This window comes from Mycolicibacterium arcueilense, from assembly GCF_058536225.1.
In genome coordinates this window covers 79732-100868 of the sequence record NZ_JBZTYL010000006.1, presented here as the reverse complement: position 1 = coordinate 100868, position 21137 = coordinate 79732, and the positions used below count along the sequence as shown (strand labels likewise).

At 68.0% G+C, this 21137-nt stretch carries 26 protein-coding genes and 1 riboswitch; of the genes, 11 read left to right on the top strand and 15 right to left on the bottom strand.

Translation table 11 applies throughout. The annotated features are described in order from the left end of the window. The first annotated feature begins 11 nt into the window (after positions 1-11). Positions 12-1142: a GTP-binding protein gene (locus AC4LGL_RS03560; protein WP_491837656.1), complete on the top strand. Its 1131-nt coding sequence runs from the start codon at positions 12-14 to the stop codon at positions 1140-1142. On the opposite strand, the gene AC4LGL_RS03555 is transcribed toward AC4LGL_RS03560, so the two are convergent. Beyond that, on the bottom strand, positions 1126-1953 hold the full coding sequence (locus AC4LGL_RS03555; protein WP_491837655.1) for a class I SAM-dependent methyltransferase: 828 nt from the start codon (positions 1951-1953) through the stop codon (positions 1126-1128). The genes AC4LGL_RS03560 and AC4LGL_RS03555 overlap by 17 nt on opposite strands. A 33-nt stretch (positions 1954-1986) precedes the next feature. Continuing rightward, positions 1987-3147, bottom strand: coding sequence for a zinc metallochaperone AztD (gene aztD / locus AC4LGL_RS03550; RefSeq protein ID WP_491837746.1), 1161 nt, complete (start codon positions 3145-3147; stop codon positions 1987-1989). Between the two features lie 85 nt (positions 3148-3232). Between aztD and bluB the strand changes: the two genes are divergently transcribed. The 4 genes from bluB to AC4LGL_RS03530 all read left to right on the top strand — a co-directional run bounded on the left by bluB (position 3233) and on the right by AC4LGL_RS03530 (position 6403). Then, positions 3233-3892: a 5,6-dimethylbenzimidazole synthase gene (gene bluB, locus AC4LGL_RS03545; protein WP_491837654.1), complete on the top strand. Its 660-nt coding sequence runs from the start codon at positions 3233-3235 to the stop codon at positions 3890-3892. A gap of 9 nt (positions 3893-3901) precedes the next feature. After that, positions 3902-4663, top strand: a complete 762-nt coding sequence (locus tag AC4LGL_RS03540; RefSeq protein WP_491837653.1) for a LamB/YcsF family protein — start codon at positions 3902-3904, stop codon at positions 4661-4663. A 67-nt stretch (positions 4664-4730) separates the two neighbouring features. Then, positions 4731-5681: a permease gene (locus tag AC4LGL_RS03535; protein WP_491837745.1), complete on the top strand. Its 951-nt coding sequence runs from the start codon at positions 4731-4733 to the stop codon at positions 5679-5681. Further along, positions 5678-6403 (top strand): TIGR03943 family putative permease subunit, encoded by a 726-nt coding sequence (locus tag AC4LGL_RS03530; protein WP_491837652.1) that lies wholly within the window; start codon positions 5678-5680, stop codon positions 6401-6403. The genes AC4LGL_RS03535 and AC4LGL_RS03530 overlap by 4 nt, the downstream gene beginning before the upstream one ends. On the opposite strand, the gene AC4LGL_RS03525 is transcribed toward AC4LGL_RS03530, so the two are convergent. The 8 genes from AC4LGL_RS03525 to rpmB all read right to left on the bottom strand — a co-directional run bounded on the left by AC4LGL_RS03525 (position 6357) and on the right by rpmB (position 10970). After that, positions 6357-7064, bottom strand: coding sequence for a (2Fe-2S)-binding protein (locus AC4LGL_RS03525; protein WP_491837651.1), 708 nt, complete (start codon positions 7062-7064; stop codon positions 6357-6359). The genes AC4LGL_RS03530 and AC4LGL_RS03525 overlap by 47 nt on opposite strands. Continuing rightward, positions 7061-7840 carry an ABC transporter ATP-binding protein gene (locus AC4LGL_RS03520; RefSeq protein ID WP_491837650.1) on the bottom strand — a complete coding sequence of 260 codons (780 nt, stop codon included), beginning with the start codon at positions 7838-7840 and terminating at the stop codon, positions 7061-7063. Before AC4LGL_RS03520 ends, AC4LGL_RS03525 begins: the two co-directional genes overlap by 4 nt. Continuing rightward, complete coding sequence (locus AC4LGL_RS03515; protein ID WP_491837649.1) at positions 7837-8853, bottom strand: FecCD family ABC transporter permease; 1017 nt, start codon at positions 8851-8853, stop codon at positions 7837-7839. Before AC4LGL_RS03515 ends, AC4LGL_RS03520 begins: the two co-directional genes overlap by 4 nt. Continuing rightward, positions 8853-9824, bottom strand: coding sequence for an ABC transporter substrate-binding protein (locus tag AC4LGL_RS03510; RefSeq protein WP_491837648.1), 972 nt, complete (start codon positions 9822-9824; stop codon positions 8853-8855). The genes AC4LGL_RS03515 and AC4LGL_RS03510 overlap by 1 nt, the downstream gene beginning before the upstream one ends. 40 nt (positions 9825-9864) lie before the next feature. Then, positions 9865-9990, bottom strand: a riboswitch (cobalamin riboswitch). Between the two features lie 11 nt (positions 9991-10001). After that, positions 10002-10265, bottom strand: a complete 264-nt coding sequence (rpsR, locus tag AC4LGL_RS03505) for a 30S ribosomal protein S18 (RefSeq protein ID WP_491837647.1) — start codon at positions 10263-10265, stop codon at positions 10002-10004. Next, positions 10265-10570 carry a 30S ribosomal protein S14 gene (gene rpsN / locus AC4LGL_RS03500; RefSeq protein WP_491837646.1) on the bottom strand — a complete coding sequence of 102 codons (306 nt, stop codon included), beginning with the start codon at positions 10568-10570 and terminating at the stop codon, positions 10265-10267. The genes rpsR and rpsN overlap by 1 nt, the downstream gene beginning before the upstream one ends. Continuing rightward, positions 10570-10734 (bottom strand): 50S ribosomal protein L33, encoded by a 165-nt coding sequence (gene rpmG / locus AC4LGL_RS03495; protein WP_036442423.1) that lies wholly within the window; start codon positions 10732-10734, stop codon positions 10570-10572. The genes rpsN and rpmG overlap by 1 nt, the downstream gene beginning before the upstream one ends. Beyond that, positions 10734-10970 carry a 50S ribosomal protein L28 gene (gene rpmB, locus AC4LGL_RS03490; RefSeq protein WP_036442426.1) on the bottom strand — a complete coding sequence of 79 codons (237 nt, stop codon included), beginning with the start codon at positions 10968-10970 and terminating at the stop codon, positions 10734-10736. The genes rpmG and rpmB overlap by 1 nt, the downstream gene beginning before the upstream one ends. A 72-nt stretch (positions 10971-11042) precedes the next feature. On the opposite strand from rpmB, the gene mrf reads away from it, so the two are divergent. From mrf to AC4LGL_RS03470, 4 genes are read left to right on the top strand one after another with little or no spacing between them, the layout of a single operon-like run. Then, on the top strand, positions 11043-12221 hold the full coding sequence (mrf, locus tag AC4LGL_RS03485; RefSeq protein WP_491837645.1) for a ribosome hibernation factor-recruiting GTPase MRF: 1179 nt from the start codon (positions 11043-11045) through the stop codon (positions 12219-12221). Then, a complete protein-coding gene (locus AC4LGL_RS03480; protein ID WP_491837644.1) occupies positions 12218-12466 on the top strand; it encodes a type B 50S ribosomal protein L31 in 249 nt (82 codons plus the stop codon). The genes mrf and AC4LGL_RS03480 overlap by 4 nt, the downstream gene beginning before the upstream one ends. Positions 12467-12488: 22 nt before the next feature. Next, entirely contained in the window at positions 12489-13412 is a 924-nt protein-coding gene (locus tag AC4LGL_RS03475; RefSeq protein WP_491837643.1) for an MBL fold metallo-hydrolase, read from the top strand. Then, positions 13409-14644 (top strand): SLC13 family permease, encoded by a 1236-nt coding sequence (locus AC4LGL_RS03470; protein ID WP_491837744.1) that lies wholly within the window; start codon positions 13409-13411, stop codon positions 14642-14644. The genes AC4LGL_RS03475 and AC4LGL_RS03470 overlap by 4 nt, the downstream gene beginning before the upstream one ends. 72 nt (positions 14645-14716) lie before the next feature. Here AC4LGL_RS03470 and rlmB read toward each other — a convergent pair whose 3' ends face one another. The 5 genes from rlmB to carD are packed head-to-tail and all read right to left on the bottom strand — an operon-like array spanning position 14717 to position 18754. Beyond that, positions 14717-15661 (bottom strand): 23S rRNA (guanosine(2251)-2'-O)-methyltransferase RlmB, encoded by a 945-nt coding sequence (gene rlmB, locus AC4LGL_RS03465; protein WP_491837642.1) that lies wholly within the window; start codon positions 15659-15661, stop codon positions 14717-14719. Then, on the bottom strand, positions 15662-17098 hold the full coding sequence (gene cysS / locus AC4LGL_RS03460; protein ID WP_491837641.1) for a cysteine--tRNA ligase: 1437 nt from the start codon (positions 17096-17098) through the stop codon (positions 15662-15664). A 19-nt stretch (positions 17099-17117) separates the two neighbouring features. Beyond that, positions 17118-17594, bottom strand: a complete 477-nt coding sequence (gene ispF / locus AC4LGL_RS03455) for a 2-C-methyl-D-erythritol 2,4-cyclodiphosphate synthase (RefSeq protein ID WP_491837640.1) — start codon at positions 17592-17594, stop codon at positions 17118-17120. Further along, positions 17588-18262: a 2-C-methyl-D-erythritol 4-phosphate cytidylyltransferase gene (gene ispD / locus AC4LGL_RS03450; protein WP_491837639.1), complete on the bottom strand. Its 675-nt coding sequence runs from the start codon at positions 18260-18262 to the stop codon at positions 17588-17590. Before ispD ends, ispF begins: the two co-directional genes overlap by 7 nt. Positions 18263-18265: 3 nt before the next feature. Further along, positions 18266-18754, bottom strand: a complete 489-nt coding sequence (carD, locus tag AC4LGL_RS03445; protein ID WP_003882506.1) for an RNA polymerase-binding transcription factor CarD — start codon at positions 18752-18754, stop codon at positions 18266-18268. A 297-nt stretch (positions 18755-19051) separates the two neighbouring features. Between carD and AC4LGL_RS03440 the strand changes: the two genes are divergently transcribed. Together AC4LGL_RS03440 and radA are read left to right on the top strand one after the other, a co-directional pair. Further along, on the top strand, positions 19052-19642 hold the full coding sequence (locus AC4LGL_RS03440) for a copper chaperone PCu(A)C domain-containing protein (RefSeq protein ID WP_491837638.1): 591 nt from the start codon (positions 19052-19054) through the stop codon (positions 19640-19642). Positions 19643-19724: 82 nt separating this feature from the next. Then, positions 19725-21131 carry a DNA repair protein RadA gene (radA, locus tag AC4LGL_RS03435; protein WP_491837637.1) on the top strand — a complete coding sequence of 469 codons (1407 nt, stop codon included), beginning with the start codon at positions 19725-19727 and terminating at the stop codon, positions 21129-21131. The last annotated feature ends 6 nt before the right edge of the window (positions 21132-21137 follow it).

The following is a 21137-nucleotide window of genomic DNA, read 5'->3' as shown; positions in this document are numbered from 1 at the left end:
TAAGGAGTCTGATGTCCGACCTGCTGCCCGTCACCGTCCTGTCCGGCTTTCTCGGCGCCGGGAAGACCACGCTGCTCAACCACATCCTGGCCAACCGCGAGGGCAGACGCGTCGCGGTGATCGTCAACGACATGAGCGAGGTCAACATCGATGCCGCCCTCATCGCCGGGCAGGGGCACCTCGACCGCACCGAGGAGAAGCTCGTCGAGCTGACCAACGGCTGCATCTGTTGCACGCTGCGCGAGGATCTCGTCGAGGCGGTCGGCGCGCTGGCCCGCCAGAACCGCTTCGACCAGCTCGTCATCGAGTCGACCGGAATCTCCGAACCCATGCCCGTGGCGGCCACCTTCAGCTGGGAATTCGAGGACGGCTTCCGGCTCGGCGAGCTCGCCCGGCTGGACACCCTGGTGACGGTGGTCGACGCGTCCACGTTCCTGAGCGAGGTCGTTCGCGGTGAAGGCCTGGCCGATCGGGACCTGTCCGCAGGCGAGGGCGATGCCCGCAGCATCTCCGACCTGCTCACCGATCAGGTGGAGTTCGCCGACGTCATCCTGCTCAACAAGACCGACCTGGTGAGCCCGGCCATCCTCGACACCGTCCACACGCTGCTGCGCCGGCTCAATCCGACCGCCAAGCTGATCCGGACCGACCACGGCGTCGTCGATATCGGCGAGGTGCTGGGCACCGGGCTGTTCGATCCCGAGGCCGCCGCCCGGACCCCGGGCTGGGACGAGGAGATCGCCGACGGGCACGCACCCGAAACCGAGGAGTACGGCATCAGCTCGATGACCTTCCGCTCCGACCGGCCATTTCACCCCCAGCGCCTCGGCGACGCGCTCGCTCAGGTGACAAGGGTGTTGCGCAGCAAGGGTTTCTGCTGGATCGCCAGCCGGCCGACGATCGCCGCCATCTGGTCGCAGGCCGGCCCCAACCTGGCGATCGAGCCGGCGCAGTATTGGTCGGGCGCCGAGATCGCGCCGGGCCAGGAGATCGTGTTCATCGGAATCAAGCTCGACCGGGACAAGGTCAACCGACTACTCGCCGGAGCCCTGCTGACCGACGCCGAACTGGCCGAGGGGCAGCAGGCCTGGGTCGGCTATCCCGATCCGCTACCGGCCTGGAACGTCACCCACTCGCACTGAGCGGCTTGCGACCCCACGCCGAGACCATCGCCGGCGAGCGGTAGACGAAGGTGGGGTCGGTCATCGCCTGACGCGAGTCCGCCAGCTCCGACTCGGTGGACGCCCCGTTGGCGACGAGGATGTCGTCGACCTTCTCGAAGCTCTCCGCCAGAAACGCCGACTTGGCGCTCCCGCCCCGCTCGACGCTGAAGGTGGCCGTGTTGCCCGTCGCCTCGAGCCCGAGCTCGTCGACGTCCACCGGCAGCCGCGCACCGTAGTGCAACTCCATCACCTTCGACGCGGCCAGGAAGTCCCGGCGGGCGCGCAGATAGGAGTGAAAACCCGAAGTCGCCGGGTGGTCGAGGGTAATTGATTGCGCGGTACCGTAATCAGGCTCCTCGACCACCAACCAGCCCCCGGGCCGCACCGCGGCCACCATGCGGCGCAACACCGCCTGCGGGTCGGCCATGTGCATCACCATGGCGCGACAGTGCACGAGATCGTAAGTATCCGGCTCGATCTCGTCACGGGTGATATCGCAGCTACGCACCTCGATGCCCAGCGCGGGCAGGTCGTCGAGGAACCTTGGATCCAGGTCGGCGGCGACGACACGGCCGGTCGGACCGACGCGCTCAGCGAGCCAACGCGCCACCGACCCCCCGCCCGCGCCGACCTCCAGGCAATGCCAGCCCGGCCCGACGCCGACGGTGTCGAGCGCCCGGATGGTCGTCCGGTCGCTCATCGATTCGAGGCGCTGCAGACGCTCCCGCTCCTGCGTCGTCTCGTAATCCGCGGCGAAGTACCGTCCGCCCTCATCGGCATCGACTGGCATGCCGACATTCTGATGCGTGGCCGGTCCCGCTGACTAGTGCGAGTGGCCTACCGTGCCGCTGAGCTCATTCGGCGCCTGATCCAGCGTCACCGACGTGGTCACTTCGCCGGACTCCACGTCGACGAGGTGCACCTGCCTGGTGGTGGGGTCGGTGACATAGACGTCGTGGCCGCGAGCGAAGACACCCGGCCTGGGCTGTTCCCAGTCATCGGGTTCGGTCCACGGCTCGACCACGGCGATGGTCCTGACGGTGTTCCCGGACACCGGGTCGACGACGTGGAGCCGGCCGTCGGTGGCCAGGATGAGCGCTTCGGCGTGCGGGCCGCGGGCGAGAGACCGGAACGAATAGCTGACCGACTCAGGGAGGTTCACCAGACGCAGCTGATTGCCCACGGTATCGATGAGGGCGAATTGGTTGGGCCGCTCCAGGTCGGCATCGGGGTCGACCTTGTAGTCGGTGAGTATCGACGGTGAATCCTCGTGCCCGCGAAGCGTTCCCACGCGGCCATATGTTCCCGGCGCGGTAATCTTGGTGAAGGCGCCGTCGGAGTAGACCAAAGCGCCGTTCTCGCAACCGAAGACCACGGTGGAGACGCCGGCGAAGGTTTCGCCGTGAAGCCCGGGACACTCATTGGTGCGGGCGATCTCTCGATCCGAGCCGTCGAAAGCGACGGCACCGTTGCGCTCGTCGTGGATGCCTTCACTACGCACCCAACTGCCGTCGTCGAGGACCACCGCGACGCCGTGATGCGCCTGCGGCGCCGTCATGGTCCTGATTCGCGGCGTGGCCGCGGCGATACTGTGCGGGTCCAGCACGGTGATCTGACCCGACCCGTCGGCGAACAACACGGTGTGTTCACCGTGTGCGACAACGTGACCGGGCTCGTCGGCCATGAAGGTGGTGTCCGTCAGCCGGCCCGCCGATGCGTCGAGCAGCCGAAAGCCCGTGTCGGTCGTCACCAGCACGTGCGCGTCGTCACCGGCCGGGTTCACCCGGAGAAACCCCTCCAGCGGGAGGTCGGACCTGACCTGAAGGTTGTTGCCGTCCAACACGTACAAACCGCCGTCGTAGGTGACCACGACCGGATCGGCTACCGGATCATGCGCTGCCTGCGGCGGTTCGCCGCCTGCGCAACCGATGAGTGTCACCGCCAACGCTCCGACGGACGCGAGAACCTTCGATGTATTGGTCAGCACCACACACTCTTATCATTAATGAAATTCATTTTCAATAAGCTCGGGTGTTCGCCTCTCTCAACCGCCCGCCTAAGCTCGATCCGTGTCTGAGCACGCCTTCAGCCCCGACGAGCGCCGAGCCGTCTACCGGGCCATCGCCGAACGTCGTGACATGCGTCGATTCGTCCCCGGCAGCACTGTCGAACCAGCGGTGCTGAGCCGGCTGTTGCACGCCGCCCACGCGGCCCCGAGCGTCGGCCTGATGCAGCCGTGGCGGTTCATCCGCGTCACCGACGACGCGCTGCGCGGCAAGATCCACGCCCTCGTCGACGAGGAACGCGCCCACACCGCCGACGCACTCGGCGCCCGCGGAGACGAATTCCTGGCCCTGAAGGTCGAAGGCATCCTCGACTGCGCCGAACTGTTCGTCATCGCCCTCGGCGAGAACCGCGACCGGCACATCTTCGGCCGCCGCACTCTGCCCCAGATGGATCTGGCGTCGGTGTCCTGCGCAATCCAGAACATGTGGCTGGCCGCCCGCGCCGAGGGCCTCGGCATGGGCTGGGTGTCAATCTTCGAGCCGGAGCCGCTGGCCCGGTTGATGGGCATGCCTGACGACGCCGAACCGGTGGCGATCCTGTGTCTGGGCCCGGTGCCCGAGTTCCCGGACCGGCCGGTGCTGGAGATCGAGCACTGGACCTCTGCGCGCCCGCTACCCGAATTCGTGTCGGAGAACGGCTGGCCGGACACGGTGTCGTCCTAGGCTGGTCGCGTGACTGCCTCCGTCGACCTCAATGCCGATCTGGGCGAGGGCTTCGGCGCGTGGGAACTCGGCGACGACGAGGCCATGCTCGGCCTGGTCACAAGTGCCAATGTCGCCTGTGGTTTCCACGCCGGAGACCCGGCGCTGCTGCTGCGCACCTGTCGTGAGGCTGCGGCACGGGGTGTCCGGATCGGAGCCCAGGTGAGTTACCGCGACCTGGCCGGATTCGGTCGACGCTTCATCGACGTCACCCCCGAGGACCTGACGGCCGACGTGATCTATCAGATCGGTGCACTACAGGCCATCGCCCACGCCGTAGGCGCCACCGTCACCTACGTGAAACCCCATGGCGCGCTGTACAACACGATCGTCAGCCACCGCGAACAGGCCGCCGCGGTGGCAGCCGCGGTACACGGCGTCGACGCCGGCCTACCGGTGCTGGGCCTGTCGGGTTCGGTGTTCTTCGAGGAGGCGCGAAAGCGCGGTCTGCGCACCGTGGCCGAGGCCTTCGCCGACCGCGCCTACCAACCCAACGGCACGCTGGTGTCACGACGCGAACCTGGGTCGGTACTGCACGATCCCTTGGAGATCGCCGAGCGGGTGGCGGGCATGGTCGCCGCCGGCCAGGTCAGCGCGGTGGACGGAACCACCATCCCGATCACCGTGGAATCTGTTTGCGTGCACGGCGATTCACCGGGTGCGGTGGCGATCGCCACCGCGGTGCGCGAACGTTTGAGCACCGAAGGCGTCAATTTGGCCGCGTTCAGCTGACAGATTTGCCTGGCATGATGGCCGCGTGGTGGCGAACCCGGCGGTGACGCGGTGGCGGCCGAGTTCCATGCAGATCCTCGTCTTCGGGATCATCGCGTTGGCACTGGCCGGAAACACCCTGCAGAGGTTCGTCGAAGGCACCCCCCACGTGGCGACGGCGGCCACGGTGTTCTGCGGCGTGTTCGTTCAGGCGTTGCTGTTTCTGGCGCTCGGGGTGGTGATCAGCGGGCTGATAGCAGTCTTCGCGACACCCGACCGGCTGGCCCGGTGGCTGCCGCGACGCACCGGCACGGCAATCCTGGCCGCGGGCGTCAGCGGTGCGGCGCTGCCCGGCTGCGAATGCGGTTCAGTACCGGTGGCGCGCCGCCTTTTCGGAGACGGTGGCGCGGTCGGCGCGGCCGCACTGACGTTCATGCTCGCGGCACCGGCAATCAACCCGGTGGTGTTGGTGGCGACCGCCGTCGCCTTCCCCGGACATCCGCAGATGGTGGTCGCGAGGTGTGCAGCATCACTGCTGACCGCGCTCGTCATGGGCGCACTCTGGGCCCGGTTCGGCAGGCCGAACTGGATCACCCGCCACCTCCCCAAGCCGCACCACGGCGAGGGCTCGCGGTGGACCGTCTTCACCGAGGCGGCCAGGCACGACTTCCTTTCGGCAGCCTCCTACCTTGTCGTCGGCGCGGCCGCCGCGGCCGCCCTGCACGTGCTGGTTCCGGCGTGGGTCTACGAGCATCTGGCCGGACAGGTGGCGCTCGGCGTGATCACCATGGCACTGCTCGCGGTCGTGCTGGCGTTGTGTTCGGAGGCCGATGCCTTCGTCGCCGCCAGCCTGACCATGCTGCCGCTGCTACCGCGGCTGGTGTTCCTGGTGGTCGGGCCCGCCGTCGATATCAAGCTGTTCGCGATGCAGGCCGGAATGTTCGGCCGGGCATTCGCGATTCGTTTCGCGCCCGCGACGTTGGTAGTGGCGACGCTGGTCGCGACCGCCACCGGTCTGCTGATCCTGGGGCCGCAGTGAGCCGCGAGACCGAGAACGCACTGCTGCTGCTGATCGGGGTCAGCACCGCGATCATCGCGGTCACCGGCACCTTCACCCGCTACGTCAAGCCGGCGCTGCTGCCGTACCTGGCTGCCACCGCGGTTCTGCTGATCGCGTTGGCCCTGTCTTCGATCGTCCGCGACATCCGGCACGGTGGCCGGGACGGCGAGGGGCACGACAACGACGAACCCCACGACCATCCGCACTCCCGCGGCGTCGCCTGGCTGCTGCTGATCCCGATCGCGCTGCTGGCCTTCGTCGTGCCGCCGGCGATACGCCCGGACGCGGCGACAGTGACCGAGGTGTCCACAGATGTGTTGCGGCGTCCCTTTCCACCGCTGCCCGATGGCGTCGCACCGGAGGTGTCTCTGCCCGACGTGTTGATCCGCGTCGCGCAGGACTCCGCGGGCACCCTCGACGACCGCCGGATCACGGTCAGCGGGTTCAGCATGCGCGTCGGCGATCGCACCGACCTGGCCAGGGTGGTGATCATCTGCTGCGCTGCCGACGCTCAGCTCGCCAGCATTCGACTCTCCGGGCCGGCAGCCGCCCAGGTCACGGGCTATCCGGAGAACACCTGGTTCGAGCTGGAGGGGATGATCGCTGCGGGACAAGGTGATTCGAGCCGCAGCTCGATTCCGACCATGACCGTGCTCACCGCGTCCCGCATCGATCCGCCCCAGCATCCTTACGCCTACTGACGCCCACCCGCGGTCTCGTCAGTGCACAGTCCCCGCAGTTGGACCCGCCGGGCACCCGGTAGTAGAGGCAGCAGCTGCGGCGGCGGAATGTCAGCTCGGTCAGGTCACCCGTCCCGGCCAATTCGCCCGTGATCAACAATGATTCGGTGACGTGCCGAACGTCGTCACGTAATTCCGGTCGGGCGCTGGCCAGCTCATGAGCGGCCGCCACCAGAGCTGCGGCGGCATTGCCGTAGAGCAGCCCCGGCGCCATCTTGACCTTCAGCCCGGCAGCCAGCGGCTCAAGGTGCTCGGTGATCACGAGCCGGTACAGCTGCCCTGCCAGTGCGCCGTCGACGGGTGTGCCCACAGCCAGCGGAAGCCGGAGCTGGGTACTGGTGGCATGACGCTGCAGGTCGGTCAGCTCGGGCAGCACACCGTACTTCAGCGCACCGGCCAGCAGCGGTGACCACAACCGCGATGCGTGGCTGAACTGAACCAGGGAGGCACCGATACGCAGATCGGTCGTGCGGTATCCGGCTGAGGTTTTCGCGACGAGGTTGACGCAGCCGTCGTCGTAGCAGCGTTGCACCGGAACCCAGCCGGCCGGGTCGCCACCGACGGTGATCGCGAAGAACCCTCCGAGCGAGGCGATTTCGCCGAGTTGGGTACCGATGTTCACGATGTCGCCACCACCATGGGCACAACGCCGACCTGAGGCCTGCCTGCGTCGACGGTGATCCGGGCCGCGACCCCGTACACGTCGGCAAGCAAATCCACGGTGAGGACCTCCACCGGGGTCCCGATCGTCACCACCTCCCCGCCGTCGAGCACACAGATCCGATCGCAATACGCGGCAGCGAGATTCAGGTCGTGCAGTGCGGCGATCACCGTCGCTCCCGTGTCCCGCAGCAGGCGCAGGGCCTCGTGCTGGTGACGCAGATCGAGGTGGTTCGTGGGTTCGTCGAGCACGATGACGTCGGTGCGCTGGGCCAGCGCGCGAGCGATGAGCACCCGTTGCTTCTGCCCGCCGGACAGCCGGCCATAATCGGCGCCGCTCAGATCCGCGATGTCCAGTGCCGCCAACGCCCCGCCGATGATCTCGCGGTCCTCACTGCTGTCAGCCGCGAAAGACCGCTTGTACGGTGTGCGGCCCATCGCGACCATGTCGTACACCGTGAGTTCGAAATCGCCTGTGGCTTCCTGCAATACCGCCGCCACCCGGCGTGCGGCCTGCTTGCCCGGAATCTTCCACACGTCGGCGCCGTCGACCAGCACCCGTCCGGTACTCGGCCGCAGAGCCCGGTACAGCGTGCGCAGCAACGTCGTCTTGCCCGCTCCGTTCGGCCCGACCACGGCCAGCACCTCACCCGGGGCGACCACCAGCGAGACATCGGTGACCACCGGCTTGCCGCGCATCGACACCGACACCGCGTCGAACACCACTTCTACCGTCACACCCCGGCCTTTCGTCGCATCAGCCACAGGAAGAACGGCCCGCCGACCAGTGCGGTCAGAATCCCGACGGGCAGTTCCTCCGGGGTGGCCACGGTCCTGGCCACGATGTCGCACGCCACCAGGAATGCCGCCCCCAGCAATGCCGCAGCCGGCAACGCCTTGCGGTGGTCGGCCCCGACCAGCAGCCGCACCACATGGGGCATGATCAGCCCGACGAATCCGATCGTGCCGCTGACCGCGACCATGGCGCCGACCATCAGCGCCACGACGACGAACATCCCCGCCCGGAACCGGTGGACATCGAGCCCGAGCGAGGCGGCCGCCTCCTCACCGGTGTAGAGCAGGTTCAGCGATCGGGTGAAGGCCAGGAGCACCAATACGCCGAGGATCACCGCCAGCGCGGGCACCCAGACCATGCGCCAGGTGGTGCCACCCAGGCCGCCGAGCATCCATCGCACCGCCGACTGTGTCTTGTGCGGATCGTCAGAGGTCACGATCATCAGGCTCGCCAGCGCGGACAGTACTTCGGCCACCGCCACACCGGCCAGAACCAGCCGCACGGTCGTCATCCGCCCGCCCGTGCGAGCCAGAAAGTAGACCGCGACGAGCGCGAGGAAGGCCCCGAGGAAGGCCGCCAGCGGCAAGGTCAGTGCCTGCAACGCGCCGGCACCGAACACCAGCACGGCGACGGCACCGACCGAGGCTCCCGAGGAGACACCCAGCAGCATGGGATCGGCAAGTGGGTTGCGCACCACGGCCTGTAACGCCATGCCGCACGCCGCCAGACCGGCGCCCACAACCGCCCCCAACACGACCCGGGGCAGCCGGGCGTCGAGCACGATGGACTCCCGCACCGCAGGCCAACTCTGCTCGACGAGGCCCGGATGCACGGAGTGCAACACGATGGCCCACACCTGCCCCGGCGGGATGGAGACCGAACCGATCGCCACTCCGGCGGTCATCGTCGTCAGCAGCAGCCCCGCCAGCGCCACGAGGACCAGCCGGTAGGGCATCACGCAAACCGGTCCGGGTGCAGCTGTCGCGCCAGCGACTCCACCGCCCGGCCAACCCGTACACCGACGACCACCGACGACAGCGGAAGCACGGCGAACCGCTGCTGGGAGACCGCGGGAACATGCTGCAGCAGAGGATGTTCGGTGAGGAATCGCTTCTTGTCCTCGACCGGCTGATCCCCGTAGTCGTAGATCACGATGACCTCGGGCGCGCGCTCGGCGAACTGCTCGAACGACACGTCACCCCAGACCTTGGGGACATCGGCGAACACGTTGACTCCGCCGGCCTCTTCGATCATCAGGTTGCCGATGCCTTTGCCGCCCGAGGTGAACACCGTCGCCTCGCCACTGTCGTAAACGGCGACGCGTATCGGCTGGGCCCCGCGTAGTTTGGCCTCGGACTGCGCCAGCTCGCCGTGGAGCTTCTCGATCTGCTGCTCGGCTCGGTCGGTGACGCCGAAGATTGTTCCGATGCCCCGTATTTCGTCATCGACTGTGGACATGGTGACGGCCTCGTCCCGGCAGTCCTCGATGTTGAGGTAGGTGTGGACCCCGGCATCGTTCAGCCGTTGCCTGCCGCGGCCCTCCTTCTCGTCGAACGCGCTGTCCCAGCCGCCGTAGACGAAATCGGGTTCGGTGGCCAGCAGCGACTCGTAGGACGGATATTCCTTGGCGAGTACCGGAACGCCGTCGTAGGCGGCCTGGTACTCCGGCAGGATCCGATCGTCGAGATAGGACGTGCCGACCATCGAATTCTCCAGGCCCAGCGCCAACAGCACCTCGATCGCATGCTGGTTGAGCGCGACAGCGCGAGTAGGCGGACGCTCATAGGTCGAGCTGACGCCGCAATTGTCCACGGTGACCGGGAATCCCGGTGGGGCGCCGCCTGCGGTGTCGGGCGCCGCGGTCGAGGCGCACCCCGATACCAGTAGCAGCGATACCAGTCCGGCGGTCAGCCAACGAGCAGCCATGGGCGTACCCATCCTCTCCGGGGAGATCCGCCCCAGTGCGTGCGAGGTGGCGACTGCGGTGCGTATCTGGCTCTCGACGACCAGCGGAAACTGGTCGATCGATCACAGTGGCGGGACCGCGCCGGATTCACACCGGCTTCCACGATCCGCAGTCGCCCTATCGCCGTCGATGGTAGGTCAGGCCGGGCCGACCACCGGCAGCAGCGCCATCTCCCTGGCGTTCTTGATCGCCGTGGCGACCTGGCGCTGTTGCTGCGGAGTGAGGCCGGTGATGCGCCGGGACCGGATCTTGCCCCGCTCGCTGATGAACGTGCGCAGCAGGTGGACGTCCTTGTAGTCGACCTCGGTCACCCCGAGGGCCTTCAGCTGATTGCGCCTCGGCTTCTTGAGATCGGTGGCCGGCGGTCGCTTCTTGGTGCTCTTCCGAGAATTAGCCGCCATCACCAACTCGACTTCCGTACGCCGGGCAGTTCACCGCGGTGCGCCAGTTCGCGCACCCGGACCCGTGACAGGCCGAACTTGCGCAGATGACCACGTGGTCGCCCGTCGACCGCGTCCCGGTTGCGGAGCCGGACCGGGCTTGAGTCACGCGGCAAACGTTGCAGGGCCGAGACCGCCGCGGCCTTCTGCTCACGCGTGCTCTCCGGACTGCGGATGGCCTCCTTGAGCTCGGCCCGCCGTTCGGCATAGTGCTCCACGAGTTTCCGGCGCTGCTCGTTCTTGACGATCTTGGATCGCTTGGCCATCAGCGCTCCTCACGGAATTCGACGTGGCGGCGGATAACCGGGTCGTACTTGCGCAGCACAATCCGGTCCGGGTCGTTGCGGCGGTTCTTGCGGGTGACGTACGTGTACCCGGTCCCCGCGGTCGACTTCAGCTTCACGATCGGCCGGATGTCGGTGCTGGCCATCAGATCTTCTCCCCCGCGCTACGCAGCCGGGCCACCACGGCCTCGATGCCGTCGCGGTCGATCACCTTGATTCCCTTGGCGCTGACCCGAAGTCGGATCCGGCGCCCTTCGGTCGGCAGGTAGTAGGTCTTGGTCTGGATATTGGGGTTCCAGCGGCGGCGACTGCGCTTGTGCGAGTGCGACACCGTGTTGCCGAACCCGGGCGAGCGCCCGGTGACTTGGCAGTGGGCAGACATCGGTCTCCTTCGGATGGGGTAGCCTCACGATAATGATAATCGTTTTCAACAACAACTGTGTCGGGAGGTGCGGTGCGAACCCCAGTGGTGCTGATCGCCGGTCAAGGTGACAGCGACGGCGTAGCAGAAGAACTGGGCCGCAGGCCGGGAACCGTGCTCGTGCGCCACACCTTTGACGGACACGTGGTGCTGCGGACGGTGTCCGACGGCAGCGGGACATCCGAACTCGCCCTCGAGCTCGCCCACGGTTGCGTGTCCTGCACAGTTCGCGACGACCTGCTGATCCTGTTGCGGCGCCTGCACCGGCGTGGCGACGTGGAACGCATCGTCGTGCAGTTGATGCCCTGGCTGGAGGCCGAGCCCGTGTGCTGGGCCATCAACACCATCCGGGTCCACGTCGGACCCGGCTATATCGACGGACCCGCCTCTCGCGACGTCACCATCGACGCGGTGGTCGCGTGCCTGGACGCCACGGTGTGGCTGCAACAGTCCGTCGGCGACGAGGAACTGCCCGACGGACGCACGGTCGCCCAGGTGGTCGTCGGCCAGGCCGAGTTCGCCGACATGCTCGTGCTCAACGAGCCCGAGGCCACTACCCTGTCGGTGCTCCGCCGGCTCGCGCCCCGCGCCCGCATCACCGTGGGTCCCGACCAGGTGGAACTCGGCCTGGCACATCTGGAGCCGAACAGCCGGCGCGGGCGTACCCCGACACCGCACGATCCACTCCTGGCCGGTGAACCACCGTTGGAACCCGACGACGAGGTCATCATCGTCGAATTCGCCGCGCGCCGACCGTTTCACCCGATGCGCCTACACGACGCCGTCGACCTCCTCCTCGAGGGCGTGGTGCGCACCCGCGGCCGGGCCTGGCTCGCCAATCGGCCGGCCGACGTCATGTGGATCGAATCCGCAGGCGGTGGAATGCATTTCAGTAACGCCGGAAAATGGCTGGCGGCAATGGATTCCACCGAGCTGGCCTACACCGACCCCGAACGCCTGGCGATGGCCGCCATCGACTGGCACCACCAGTTCGACGACCGCCACATCTCGCTGACCGTCCTGGTCTGCGGCGCGCGGCCCGGCGACGTCATCGAGGCGCTGCACGGTGCGCTGCTCACCGACGACGAGCTGGCGCGACCCGAGGAGTGGGCCGACTACCCCGACCCGTTCGGGGACTGGCACGAAGAACCCTGTCAGCCCGGAATCGACGAACCCGCAGCATCCGTCCACACAGAAGGTGAATCCCAGTGAAACCCGACATCCACCCCGACTATCACCCCGTGGTGTTCCAGGACGCCGCCACTGGCACCCAGTTCCTGACCCGGTCGACGGCCACCAGTGACCGCACGATCGAGTGGGCTGGCCCGGACGGGACCCAGACCTACCCGCTGATCGTCGTCGATGTCACCAACGACTCGCATCCGTTCTGGACCGGCACCGCACGGCATCTCGACTCGGCGGGGCAGGTGGAGAAGTTCCGCCGTCGCTACGGATAGGTCCTGGTTCTAGGGTGAAGCCATGCGGCTCAAGCCCGGCAGACCTGACCTGGCCCCCTATGCGCGGTTCTTCGACGCGCCGTCGGCCACACCGCAATCCCCGGTCACCGTCACCTGGGCGGGGGTCAGCACGCTGCTCGTGGATGACGGCACGTCGGCAGTACTGACCGACGGCTTCTTCTCGCGACCCACACTGCCGCACGTGGTCCTGCGCAAGCTGGCGCCGTCACTGGCCCGCATCGACGGCAGCCTGGCCCGCCTCGGCGTCGACAAGCTCGAAGCGGTGCTGCCGGTACACAGCCACTTCGACCACGCCATGGATTCGGCCGTCGTCGCCGAGCGCACCGGCGCCCAACTGGTGGGCGGTACTTCGACCGCTCAGGTCGGCGTCGGGGGTGGCCTGGCTCCCGACCGGATCGTCACGGTCACTCCGGGCGACGCCGTCACCCTCGGTGCGTATGACGTGACGCTCTTCGAGTCCGAACACTGCCCGCCGGACCGATTCCCCGGCATCATCACCGAACCGGTCGTCCCGCCGGTCAAGGTCGCGGCGTACAAGTGCGGAGAAGCCTGGTCGACCCTGGTGCACCATCGGCCCAGCGACCACCGGCTGCTGATCGTCGGCAGCGCCGGGGCGGTGCCGGGCGCCCTGACGGGACAACGCGCCGAGGTGGTCTACCTCGGGATCGGCCAGCTCGGGCTGCAGTCCGAGCAGTATTTCGAGACCTACTGGGCCGAAACGGTGCGCGCGGTCGGGGCGCGGCGGGTGGTGCTGATCCACTGGGACGATTTCTTCCGCCCGCTGCACGAGCCGCTGCGCGCGCTGCCGTACGCGGGCGACGACCTCGATGTGTCGATGCGGGTGCTGACCCGGCTGGCCGAACGCGACGGTGTGCGCCTGCACCTGCCCACCGTGTGGCAGCCCGCCGATCCGTGGATCACTTGATACTCGCGCTCATCGCGCTGGCCGTCGTCCTGGTGTTCGCGTTGGCGCGGCCGGAGGGCTGGCCCGAGGCCGTCGTGGCGATCCCGGCCGCCGGGCTGCTGATCGTGTCCGACGTGATCTCACCGGACGACGCACTGGCCGAGGTCGATCGCCTGCTGCCGGTGGTCGGATTCCTGGCGGCCGTATTGGTGCTGGCCCATCTGTGTGACGACGAAGGCCTGTTCCACGCCGCGGGCACGCTGATGGCCCGGGCCAGCAAGGGCGATTCCCGGCGGTTGCTGACCCGGGTCTTCCTGATCGGGGCGATGACGACAGCCGTGCTCAGCCTGGATGCGACCGTGGTGCTGTTGACGCCGGTGGTGCTGGCCACCGCACGCACTCTGGCGATACCGCCGCGGCCGCATGCGTATGCCAGCGCTCATCTGGCCAACTCCGCGTCGCTGCTGTTTCCGGTGTCGAACCTGACCAACCTGTTGGCCTTCGCCGTGGCCGGATTGTCCTTCACCCAGTTCACTGCGGTGATGGCGCTGCCCTGGCTGGCCGCCATCGCGGTCGAATTCGTCGTACTGCGCCTGCTTTTCCGCTACGAGCTGAGCCGTCCGGCCGCCGAGGTGACTCCCCCGCCGCCCGAGATTCCGGTGTTCGTGCTCGTGGTGCTGGGTTTGACGCTGGCGGGCTTCGTCGTCACCTCGGTGGTGGATGTGTCCCCGGCCTGGGCGGCGCTGGCCGGGGCGGTGGTGCTCGGCGTGCGCAGTCTGGCTCAGCGTCGCAGCACCGTCGGCGGGATCGTACGCGCCGTCAATGTGCCGTTCCTGGCGTTCGTGCTGTGCCTGGGTGTCGTGGTCGACGCGGTCGTCCGCAACGGCCTGGGCGACGCCATGCGTGGCGTGCTCCCCGTCGGCGACTCGCTGCCCGCGCTGTTGGGCCTGGCGGCGGTGGCGGCCGTGCTGGCCAATCTGGTCAACAACCTGCCCGCGGTGCTGGTTCTGCTTCCCTTGGTGGCCGGGGCCGGCCCGCCAGCGGTGCTGGCCGTGCTGATCGGGGTCAACGTCGGCCCCAACCTGACCTACGTCGGATCGCTGTCAAATCTACTGTGGCGCAATGTTGTTCATCGCGAAGGACTGCCGGCTCGGTTCACCGAGTTCAGCCGGGTCGGGCTGGCGACGGTGCCGCTCACCCTCGTGGCCGGTGTGGTGGCGCTGTGGATCGGCCTGCGGGTCTTCGTGGCCTAGGCCGTGTTGACTCTGCGGTGAGGGCTGAGCACACTCGCACTTCTGCGCCGTAGCCGCAGAATGAACGTCAAATCAGAGGGTTCGGCGCTGACGGGCGATCTCGGCCAGCACCACACCGGCCGCGACCGACGCGTTCAGCGACTCCGTGGGCCCCGCCATCGGGATCGACACCACCGCATCGCAGTTCTCGCGGACCAGCCGGGAAAGGCCCTTGCCCTCCGAGCCGACCACCACGACCATCGGCCCGGTGCCCTCGAGTTCGTCCAGCGTCGTGTCACCGCCGGCATCGAGGCCGACGACCAGAAGACCCGCATCGGCGTAACTCTTCAGTGTGCGAGTCAGATTCGTCGCGCGCGCCACCGGAGTACGGGCCGCGGCCCCGGCGCTGGTGCGCCACGCCACCGCGGTCACCGAAGCCGACCGCCGCTGCGGGATCACCACGCCCTGTCCGCCGAACGCCGCCACCGAACGCACGATGGCGCCCAGGTTGCGGGGATCGGAAATGTTGTCCAGGGCCACCATCAGTGCGGGCTCCCCGGAGTCCCGGGCGGCCTTCAACAGATCGTCGGGATGGGCGTAGTTGTACGGCGGCACCTGCAGGGCCAGGCCCTGGTGCAGTCCGTTGGAGCTCATCCGGTCCAGATCGTGGCGCTGCACCTCGAGGATCGAGATACCGCGGTCCGCGGCGATCTGGACAGATTCGGTGAGACGCTCGTCGGCCTCGGTGCCCAACGCCACGTACAGCGCGGTGGCCGGAACCTTGGCCCGCAGGCACTCCACCACTGGGTTGCGGCCGAGCACCAACTCGGTGTCGTCGGTCTTCTTGTGCCGCCCCTGTGCCTGACGCGCCGCCTTGGCGGCCTTCTTGGCAGCCGGATGGTGCGGGCGCTGATCGGCGCGCGGCGTGGCGCCACGGCCTTCGAGCCCGCGACGACGCACGCCGCCGGACCCGACGGTCGGCCCTTTCTTGGTGCCCGGCTTGCGCACTGCGCCGCGCCGCTGCGAATTCCCGGCCATCTACGCTCCGTTCCCGTCCACCAGTGCCCACTGTGGACCATCGGCGGTGTCGGTGACCTCGATGCCTGCCGCCTTGAGTCGATCCCGGATGGCGTCGGCCGCGGCCCAGTCCCGATTGGCCCGGGCCTCAGCTCGGCCGGCCAGCGCCCACTGCACCAGCTCGTCCACCGCAGCCAGCGCCGCCGACGTCTCGTCGCGGGATTCCCAGCGCTCGTCGAGCGGATCGCAGCCGAGGATCCCCATCATCGCCCGGATCGAGGTGGCCTGCGCCATCGCGCCGTCGTGGTCACCGGCATCCAGCGCGCGGTTGCCCTCGGCCCGCGCGGCGTGCACCTCGGCCAGTGCGATCGGCACCGCGAGGTCGTCGTTCAGTGCGGCCGCGAACTTCGGCGTCCAGTCGCCGACGGCGACCGCGCCGACCCGGTTGCGCACCCGGTGCAGGAAGTCCTCGATGCCGCTGTAGGCCTTCACCGCGTCCTGCAGCGCATTCTCGGAGAACTCCAGCATGGACCGATAATGCGCGCTGCCCAGGTAGTAGCGCAGCTCGGCAGCCCGAACCCGTTGCAGCACAGCAGGAATCGAAAGCACGTTGCCCAGCGACTTGCTCATCTTCTCGCCGCCCATGGTGACCCAGCCGTTGTGCAGCCAGTACCGGGCGAACCCGTCGCCCGCGGCCTGAGCCTGGGCGATCTCGTTCTCGTGGTGGGGGAAGATCAGGTCCATGCCGCCGGCGTGGATGTCGAATTCCTCGCCCAGGTAGGCCTCGCACATCGCGACGCACTCGGTGTGCCAGCCCGGACGCCCCCGGCCCCAGGGCGTCGGCCACGACGGCTCACCCGGCTTGGCGCCCTTCCACAGCGTGAAGTCGCGCTGATCGCGCTTGCCCGTGGCCACGCCCTCACCCTGGTGCACATCGTCGATCCGGTGACCGGACAGCGCACCGTAGTCTGCCTGGCTCTGGACGGCGAAGTACACGTCGCCGCCCTGGGCGTACGCGTGCCCCTTCTCGATCAGCCGGTCGATGAGCTCGACCATCTGGGTGATGTGGCCGGTGGCCCGCGGCTCAGCCGACGGCGGGAGCACGCCCAGCGCGTCATACGCGGCGCTGAACGCCCGCTCGTAGGTCGCGGCCCACTCCCACCAGGGCCGGCCTGCGTCGGCCGCCTTGTTGAGGATCTTGTCGTCGATGTCGGTGACGTTGCGGATGAACGCAACGTCGTATCCATTGGCGGTCAGCCACCGGCGCAGCACATCGAACGCGACTCCGCTACGGACATGACCGATGTGCGGTAAGCCCTGAACGGTGGCACCGCACAGGTAGATCGAAGCGTGCCCCGGCCGCAGCGGTACGAAATCCCGTACGGCACCCGCCATGGTGTCGTACAGCCGCAGGCCGGTCTCTGTTGCCGACCCGACAGCTTGAGCGCGATCGGTCACGACGTGCCAGCTTACCGGCCTATTCCGCCGGAACCACCAAAGCGCTGGCTATCGCGGCCAAACCTTCACCCCGACCGGTCAGACCGAGCCCGTCCGTCGTGGTCGCTGAGACCGACACCGGAGCTGCGATCAGACCGGAGAGCACCTCCTGGGCCTCCTCACGGCGCGGCCCGATCTTGGGTCGGTTTCCGATGACCTGCACCGTGGCATTGCCGATCGCGAAGCCCGCTTCCTGCACCAGCCCGCGCACGTGGCGCAGCATGTCGGCGCCGGTGACTCCCCGCCATTCCGGCCGGTCGGTGCCGAAGACCCCGCCGAGGTCGCCGAGGCCCGCCGCACTGAGCAGCGCGTCACACAACGCGTGCGCGGCGACGTCGCCGTCGGAATGGCCGGCGCAGCCGTCGGCGCCTTCGAATTCCAAGCACAGCAGCCGACACGGCCGGCCCGGCTCGATCGGGTGAACGTCGGTTCCCAGCCCGACTCTGGGGATCAACATGCCCCACGCGCCATGACGGCCTCGGCGAGCAGCAGATCCAGCGGAGTCGTGATCTTGAAGGCCATCGGATCGCCCTCGACGATCTGTACGGGTGTACCGATCTGCTCGACGAGCGAGGCGTCATCGGTGACCACACCGGCACCGGCACGTTGATAGGCCCGACGCAGCACATCGGTGTGGAAGCCCTGAGGGGTCTGCACGGCCCGCAGACCGGCCCGCTCGGGCGTGCCCAGCACCGCGCCGTTGGCGTCGACGGCCTTGATGGTGTCGGCCAACGGGAGGCCGGGAACAACCGCGGCGTGGCCGTCGGCCAGTGCCGCGACGATCCGGGCGACGAGCGAAGGGGGAGTCAACGCCCGGGCGGCGTCGTGCACGAGGACGAAATCCGGTTCGCCGGCAGCTGCCAGGGCCAGCGCCACCGATTCGGTGCGATCCGCTCCCCCGGCCACGATCTGTGCGCGCGCCCCGAAGACCAAGGTGGCCTCGTCGGTGAGCGCGGGTGGAACCGCGACCACGACCTTGTCGATCACCCCTGAGGCCAGCAGCCCATCGAGGGCGTGCTCCAGCAGGGGTTTGTCCCCCAGTTTGACGAACGCTTTGGGTCTGCCCGCGCCTAGCCGCTCACCTGAGCCGGCGGCCGGGACGACCGCGACAGTTGTTGCCACCACGCGTCAGGACGCGGCGGCCAGAACCTCGTCGAGGATGGTCTCCGCCTTGGCGTCATCGGTGTTCTCGGCCAGCGCAAGCTCACCGACCAGAATCTGCCGGGCCTTGGCCAGCATTCGCTTCTCACCCGCGGAAAGACCGCGTTCCTGATCGCGACGCCACAAATCCCGGACAACCTCGGCAACCTTGTTCACGTCACCGGAGGCCAGCTTCTCGAGATTGGCCTTGTAGCGGCGCGACCAGTTGGTCGGCTCTTCGGTGTGCGGAGCCCGCAACACCTGGAAAACCTTGTCGAGACCTTCCTGGCCCACGACGTCGCGGACACCGACATACTCAGCGTTGTCTGCGGGTACTCGAACGGTCAGATCCCCTTGGGAAACCTTCAGGACGAGATATTCCTTCTGCTCGCCTTTGATAGTCCGGGTTTCGATCGCCTCGATCAACGCAGCACCGTGGTGTGGATAGACGACGGTGTCTCCGACCTTAAAAATCATCTGATTCGAGCCCCTTTCGCTAGTCCATCCTAACACGGGCCCAGATCACACGCGCACCAACTATGCAGGTCAGGGGCCATGCAGGTGAAGAACAGGGGTTGACATGGTGACGAAAGCGTGCAATCACCTGGCCAGCCGAGGGCTCGAAACGGCTGCCCCCGCAAAGGCGTTGCGCGCCCGGGGCGGCCGTGGCCGGACCCCGTTGCGAGGCGTTTGCCAAGCCCTCGCATTCCGCCCGCCGACGCCACCTACTACTGTGCATAGTCGAAGTACGCCGACCCAGCTCAGGAGGCTTGAGTGAACCGCTTCGCAATGCGTGCCTCGGCCGGTCTTGCCGCATGTGGCCTGACCGCAGCCGTTCTCACCGGGTGCAGCGCCGGCCAGGTCTCCCAGACGGCCACCCAGGAGCCCGCCGTCAATGGCGTCAACGCACAGTCCGGCGCGATCGCGCTGCGCAACGTGCACCTGCGTGCGCCGCAGCAGAAGGACTACGTCGAGGCCGGCTCGGAAGCCGAGCTGCTGTTCGTCGCAGCCAACGGATCCACCGAGCAGGCCAACAAGCTCGTCTCGATCAAGTCCCCCGTCGGCGACGTGGCACTGACCGGGGATCAGACCATCCCGGCAGGCGGCGTCCTGGTGGTGGGTGAGCCCGACGGCCAGACCAAGCCGCTGGAGAAGACCGAGGCCGCTGACGCCGTCACCGCCAAGGTCACGCTGACCAAGCCGGTCACCAACGGCCTGCTCTACGACTTCACCTTCAAGTTCGAGAACGGCGAGACCACTGTCGCCGTGCCGATCTCGGCGGGCGAGGCACCGCGGCGCAACACGGCCGGCGAAGAGCCGAGCGAAGCTGCCGCCGGTGGCAGCGAAGCCGGCGGGCATCACTGACCTGACCCACCGCTGACCCGCGGGGCCCCTGACCGGCGCGTGCCTAACCGCTGATGTCGGGGGTTGCCGTTACTGTCACGGCGTGGCCGCTTCGAAAATACGTTCGCAATACCGCTGTTCGGAATGTCAGCATGCCACTCCCAAATGGGTGGGGCGCTGCGCCAATTGCGGCACGTGGGGAACAGTCGACGAAGTAGCGACACTCGCGTCGGTGGGCAGTTCCGTCCGCCGCTCGGTGGCCCCGACGTCGCCCGCGGTTCCGATCACGTCGATCGACCCCGGTATCACCCGGCATTACGCGACCGGTGTCACCGAACTGGACCGGGTTCTGGGCGGCGGCCTGGTGGCCGGTTCGGTCACGTTGCTGGCCGGGGAACCCGGCGTCGGCAAGTCCACCCTTCTCCTCGAGGTCGCCAACCGCTGGGCCCACACCGGCCGTCGGGCGCTCTACCTGTCCGGTGAGGAATCCGCGGGCCAGATCCGGCTGCGCGCCGAACGTACCGGCTGCACACACGACAACGTCTATCTCGCAGGCGAATCCGACCTCCAGATCGCGCTCGGCCACATCGAAGAGGTCAAACCCAGCCTGGTGATCGTCGATTCGGTGCAGACCATGTCCACCACCGAAGCCGACGGGGTGACCGGTGGGGTGACACAGGTGCGTGCGGTGACCACAGCGCTGACCGGCTACGCCAAAACCGCGGTCGGAGACCCGGCGGTGGCCATGATCCTGGTCGGGCACGTGACCAAGGACGGCGCCATCGCAGGCCCGCGTTCCCTGGAGCATCTGGTCGACGTGGTGCTGCATTTCGAAGGTGATCACACGTCGAGCCTGCGCATGGTCCGCGGGGTCAAGAACCGGTTCGGCGCTGCCGACGAGGTCGGCTGTTTTCAGATGCACGACAACGGAATCGAGTGTGTAAGCGATCCGTCCGGGCTGTTCCTCGACCAACGTCCGGCGGCAGTTCCGGGCACTGCTGTCACCGTCACCCTGGACGGGAAGCGCCCGATGATCGGTGAGGTCCAGGCGCTGGCCGTACAACCGGTGGGCCCGCCGCGGCGCGCGGTCAGCGGTGTCGACTCCGCCCGCGCCGCGATGATCAGCGCGGTGCTCCAGACCCGCTGCGCGCTGCCGATCGGCGGCCACGACCTGTACGTGTCCACCGTCGGCGGCATGCGGCTGACCGATCCGTCCTCGGACCTGGCCGTGGCATTGGCCATCACCTCGGCCTATCTCGATATCGCACTACCGATGAATGCGGTGGTGATCGGCGAGGTAGGACTCGTCGGCGATCTGCGCCGGGTCACCGGCATGGACCGCAGGCTGGCCGAGGCCGCCCGGCTGGGTTTTACGATTGCCGTGGTGCCGCCCGGAGTCACCAGTGCACCCGCTGGGCTGCGTGTCATCACCGTCGACCACATCGGGGCGGCCTTGCGGGCACTCAGGGAGATCGCAATTGCCAGCAATCGGGAACATCGCGGACAATAGCGGCCG

What these genes read in the sequence shown, in the direction of transcription:
- AC4LGL_RS03560 (WP_491837656.1), top strand. Translation starts at nt 12, where the DNA reads ATGTCCGACCTGCTGCCCGTCACCGTCCTGTCCGGCTTTCTCGGCGCC.
- AC4LGL_RS03555 (WP_491837655.1), bottom strand. Translation starts at nt 1,953, where the DNA reads ATGCCAGTCGATGCCGATGAGGGCGGACGGTACTTCGCCGCGGATTAC.
- AC4LGL_RS03535 (WP_491837745.1), top strand. Translation starts at nt 4,731, where the DNA reads ATGCAGATCCTCGTCTTCGGGATCATCGCGTTGGCACTGGCCGGAAAC.
- AC4LGL_RS03515 (WP_491837649.1), bottom strand. Translation starts at nt 8,853, where the DNA reads ATGCCCTACCGGCTGGTCCTCGTGGCGCTGGCGGGGCTGCTGCTGACG.
- AC4LGL_RS03510 (WP_491837648.1), bottom strand. Translation starts at nt 9,824, where the DNA reads ATGGCTGCTCGTTGGCTGACCGCCGGACTGGTATCGCTGCTACTGGTA.
- rpsR (WP_491837647.1), bottom strand. Translation starts at nt 10,265, where the DNA reads ATGGCGGCTAATTCTCGGAAGAGCACCAAGAAGCGACCGCCGGCCACC.
- rpsN (WP_491837646.1), bottom strand. Translation starts at nt 10,570, where the DNA reads ATGGCCAAGCGATCCAAGATCGTCAAGAACGAGCAGCGCCGGAAACTC.
- rpmG (WP_036442423.1), bottom strand. Translation starts at nt 10,734, where the DNA reads ATGGCCAGCACCGACATCCGGCCGATCGTGAAGCTGAAGTCGACCGCG.
- rpmB (WP_036442426.1), bottom strand. Translation starts at nt 10,970, where the DNA reads ATGTCTGCCCACTGCCAAGTCACCGGGCGCTCGCCCGGGTTCGGCAAC.
- AC4LGL_RS03475 (WP_491837643.1), top strand. Translation starts at nt 12,489, where the DNA reads ATGCGGCTCAAGCCCGGCAGACCTGACCTGGCCCCCTATGCGCGGTTC.
- rlmB (WP_491837642.1), bottom strand. Translation starts at nt 15,661, where the DNA reads ATGGCCGGGAATTCGCAGCGGCGCGGCGCAGTGCGCAAGCCGGGCACC.
- ispF (WP_491837640.1), bottom strand. Translation starts at nt 17,594, where the DNA reads ATGTTGATCCCCAGAGTCGGGCTGGGAACCGACGTTCACCCGATCGAG.
- carD (WP_003882506.1), bottom strand. Translation starts at nt 18,754, where the DNA reads ATGATTTTTAAGGTCGGAGACACCGTCGTCTATCCACACCACGGTGCT.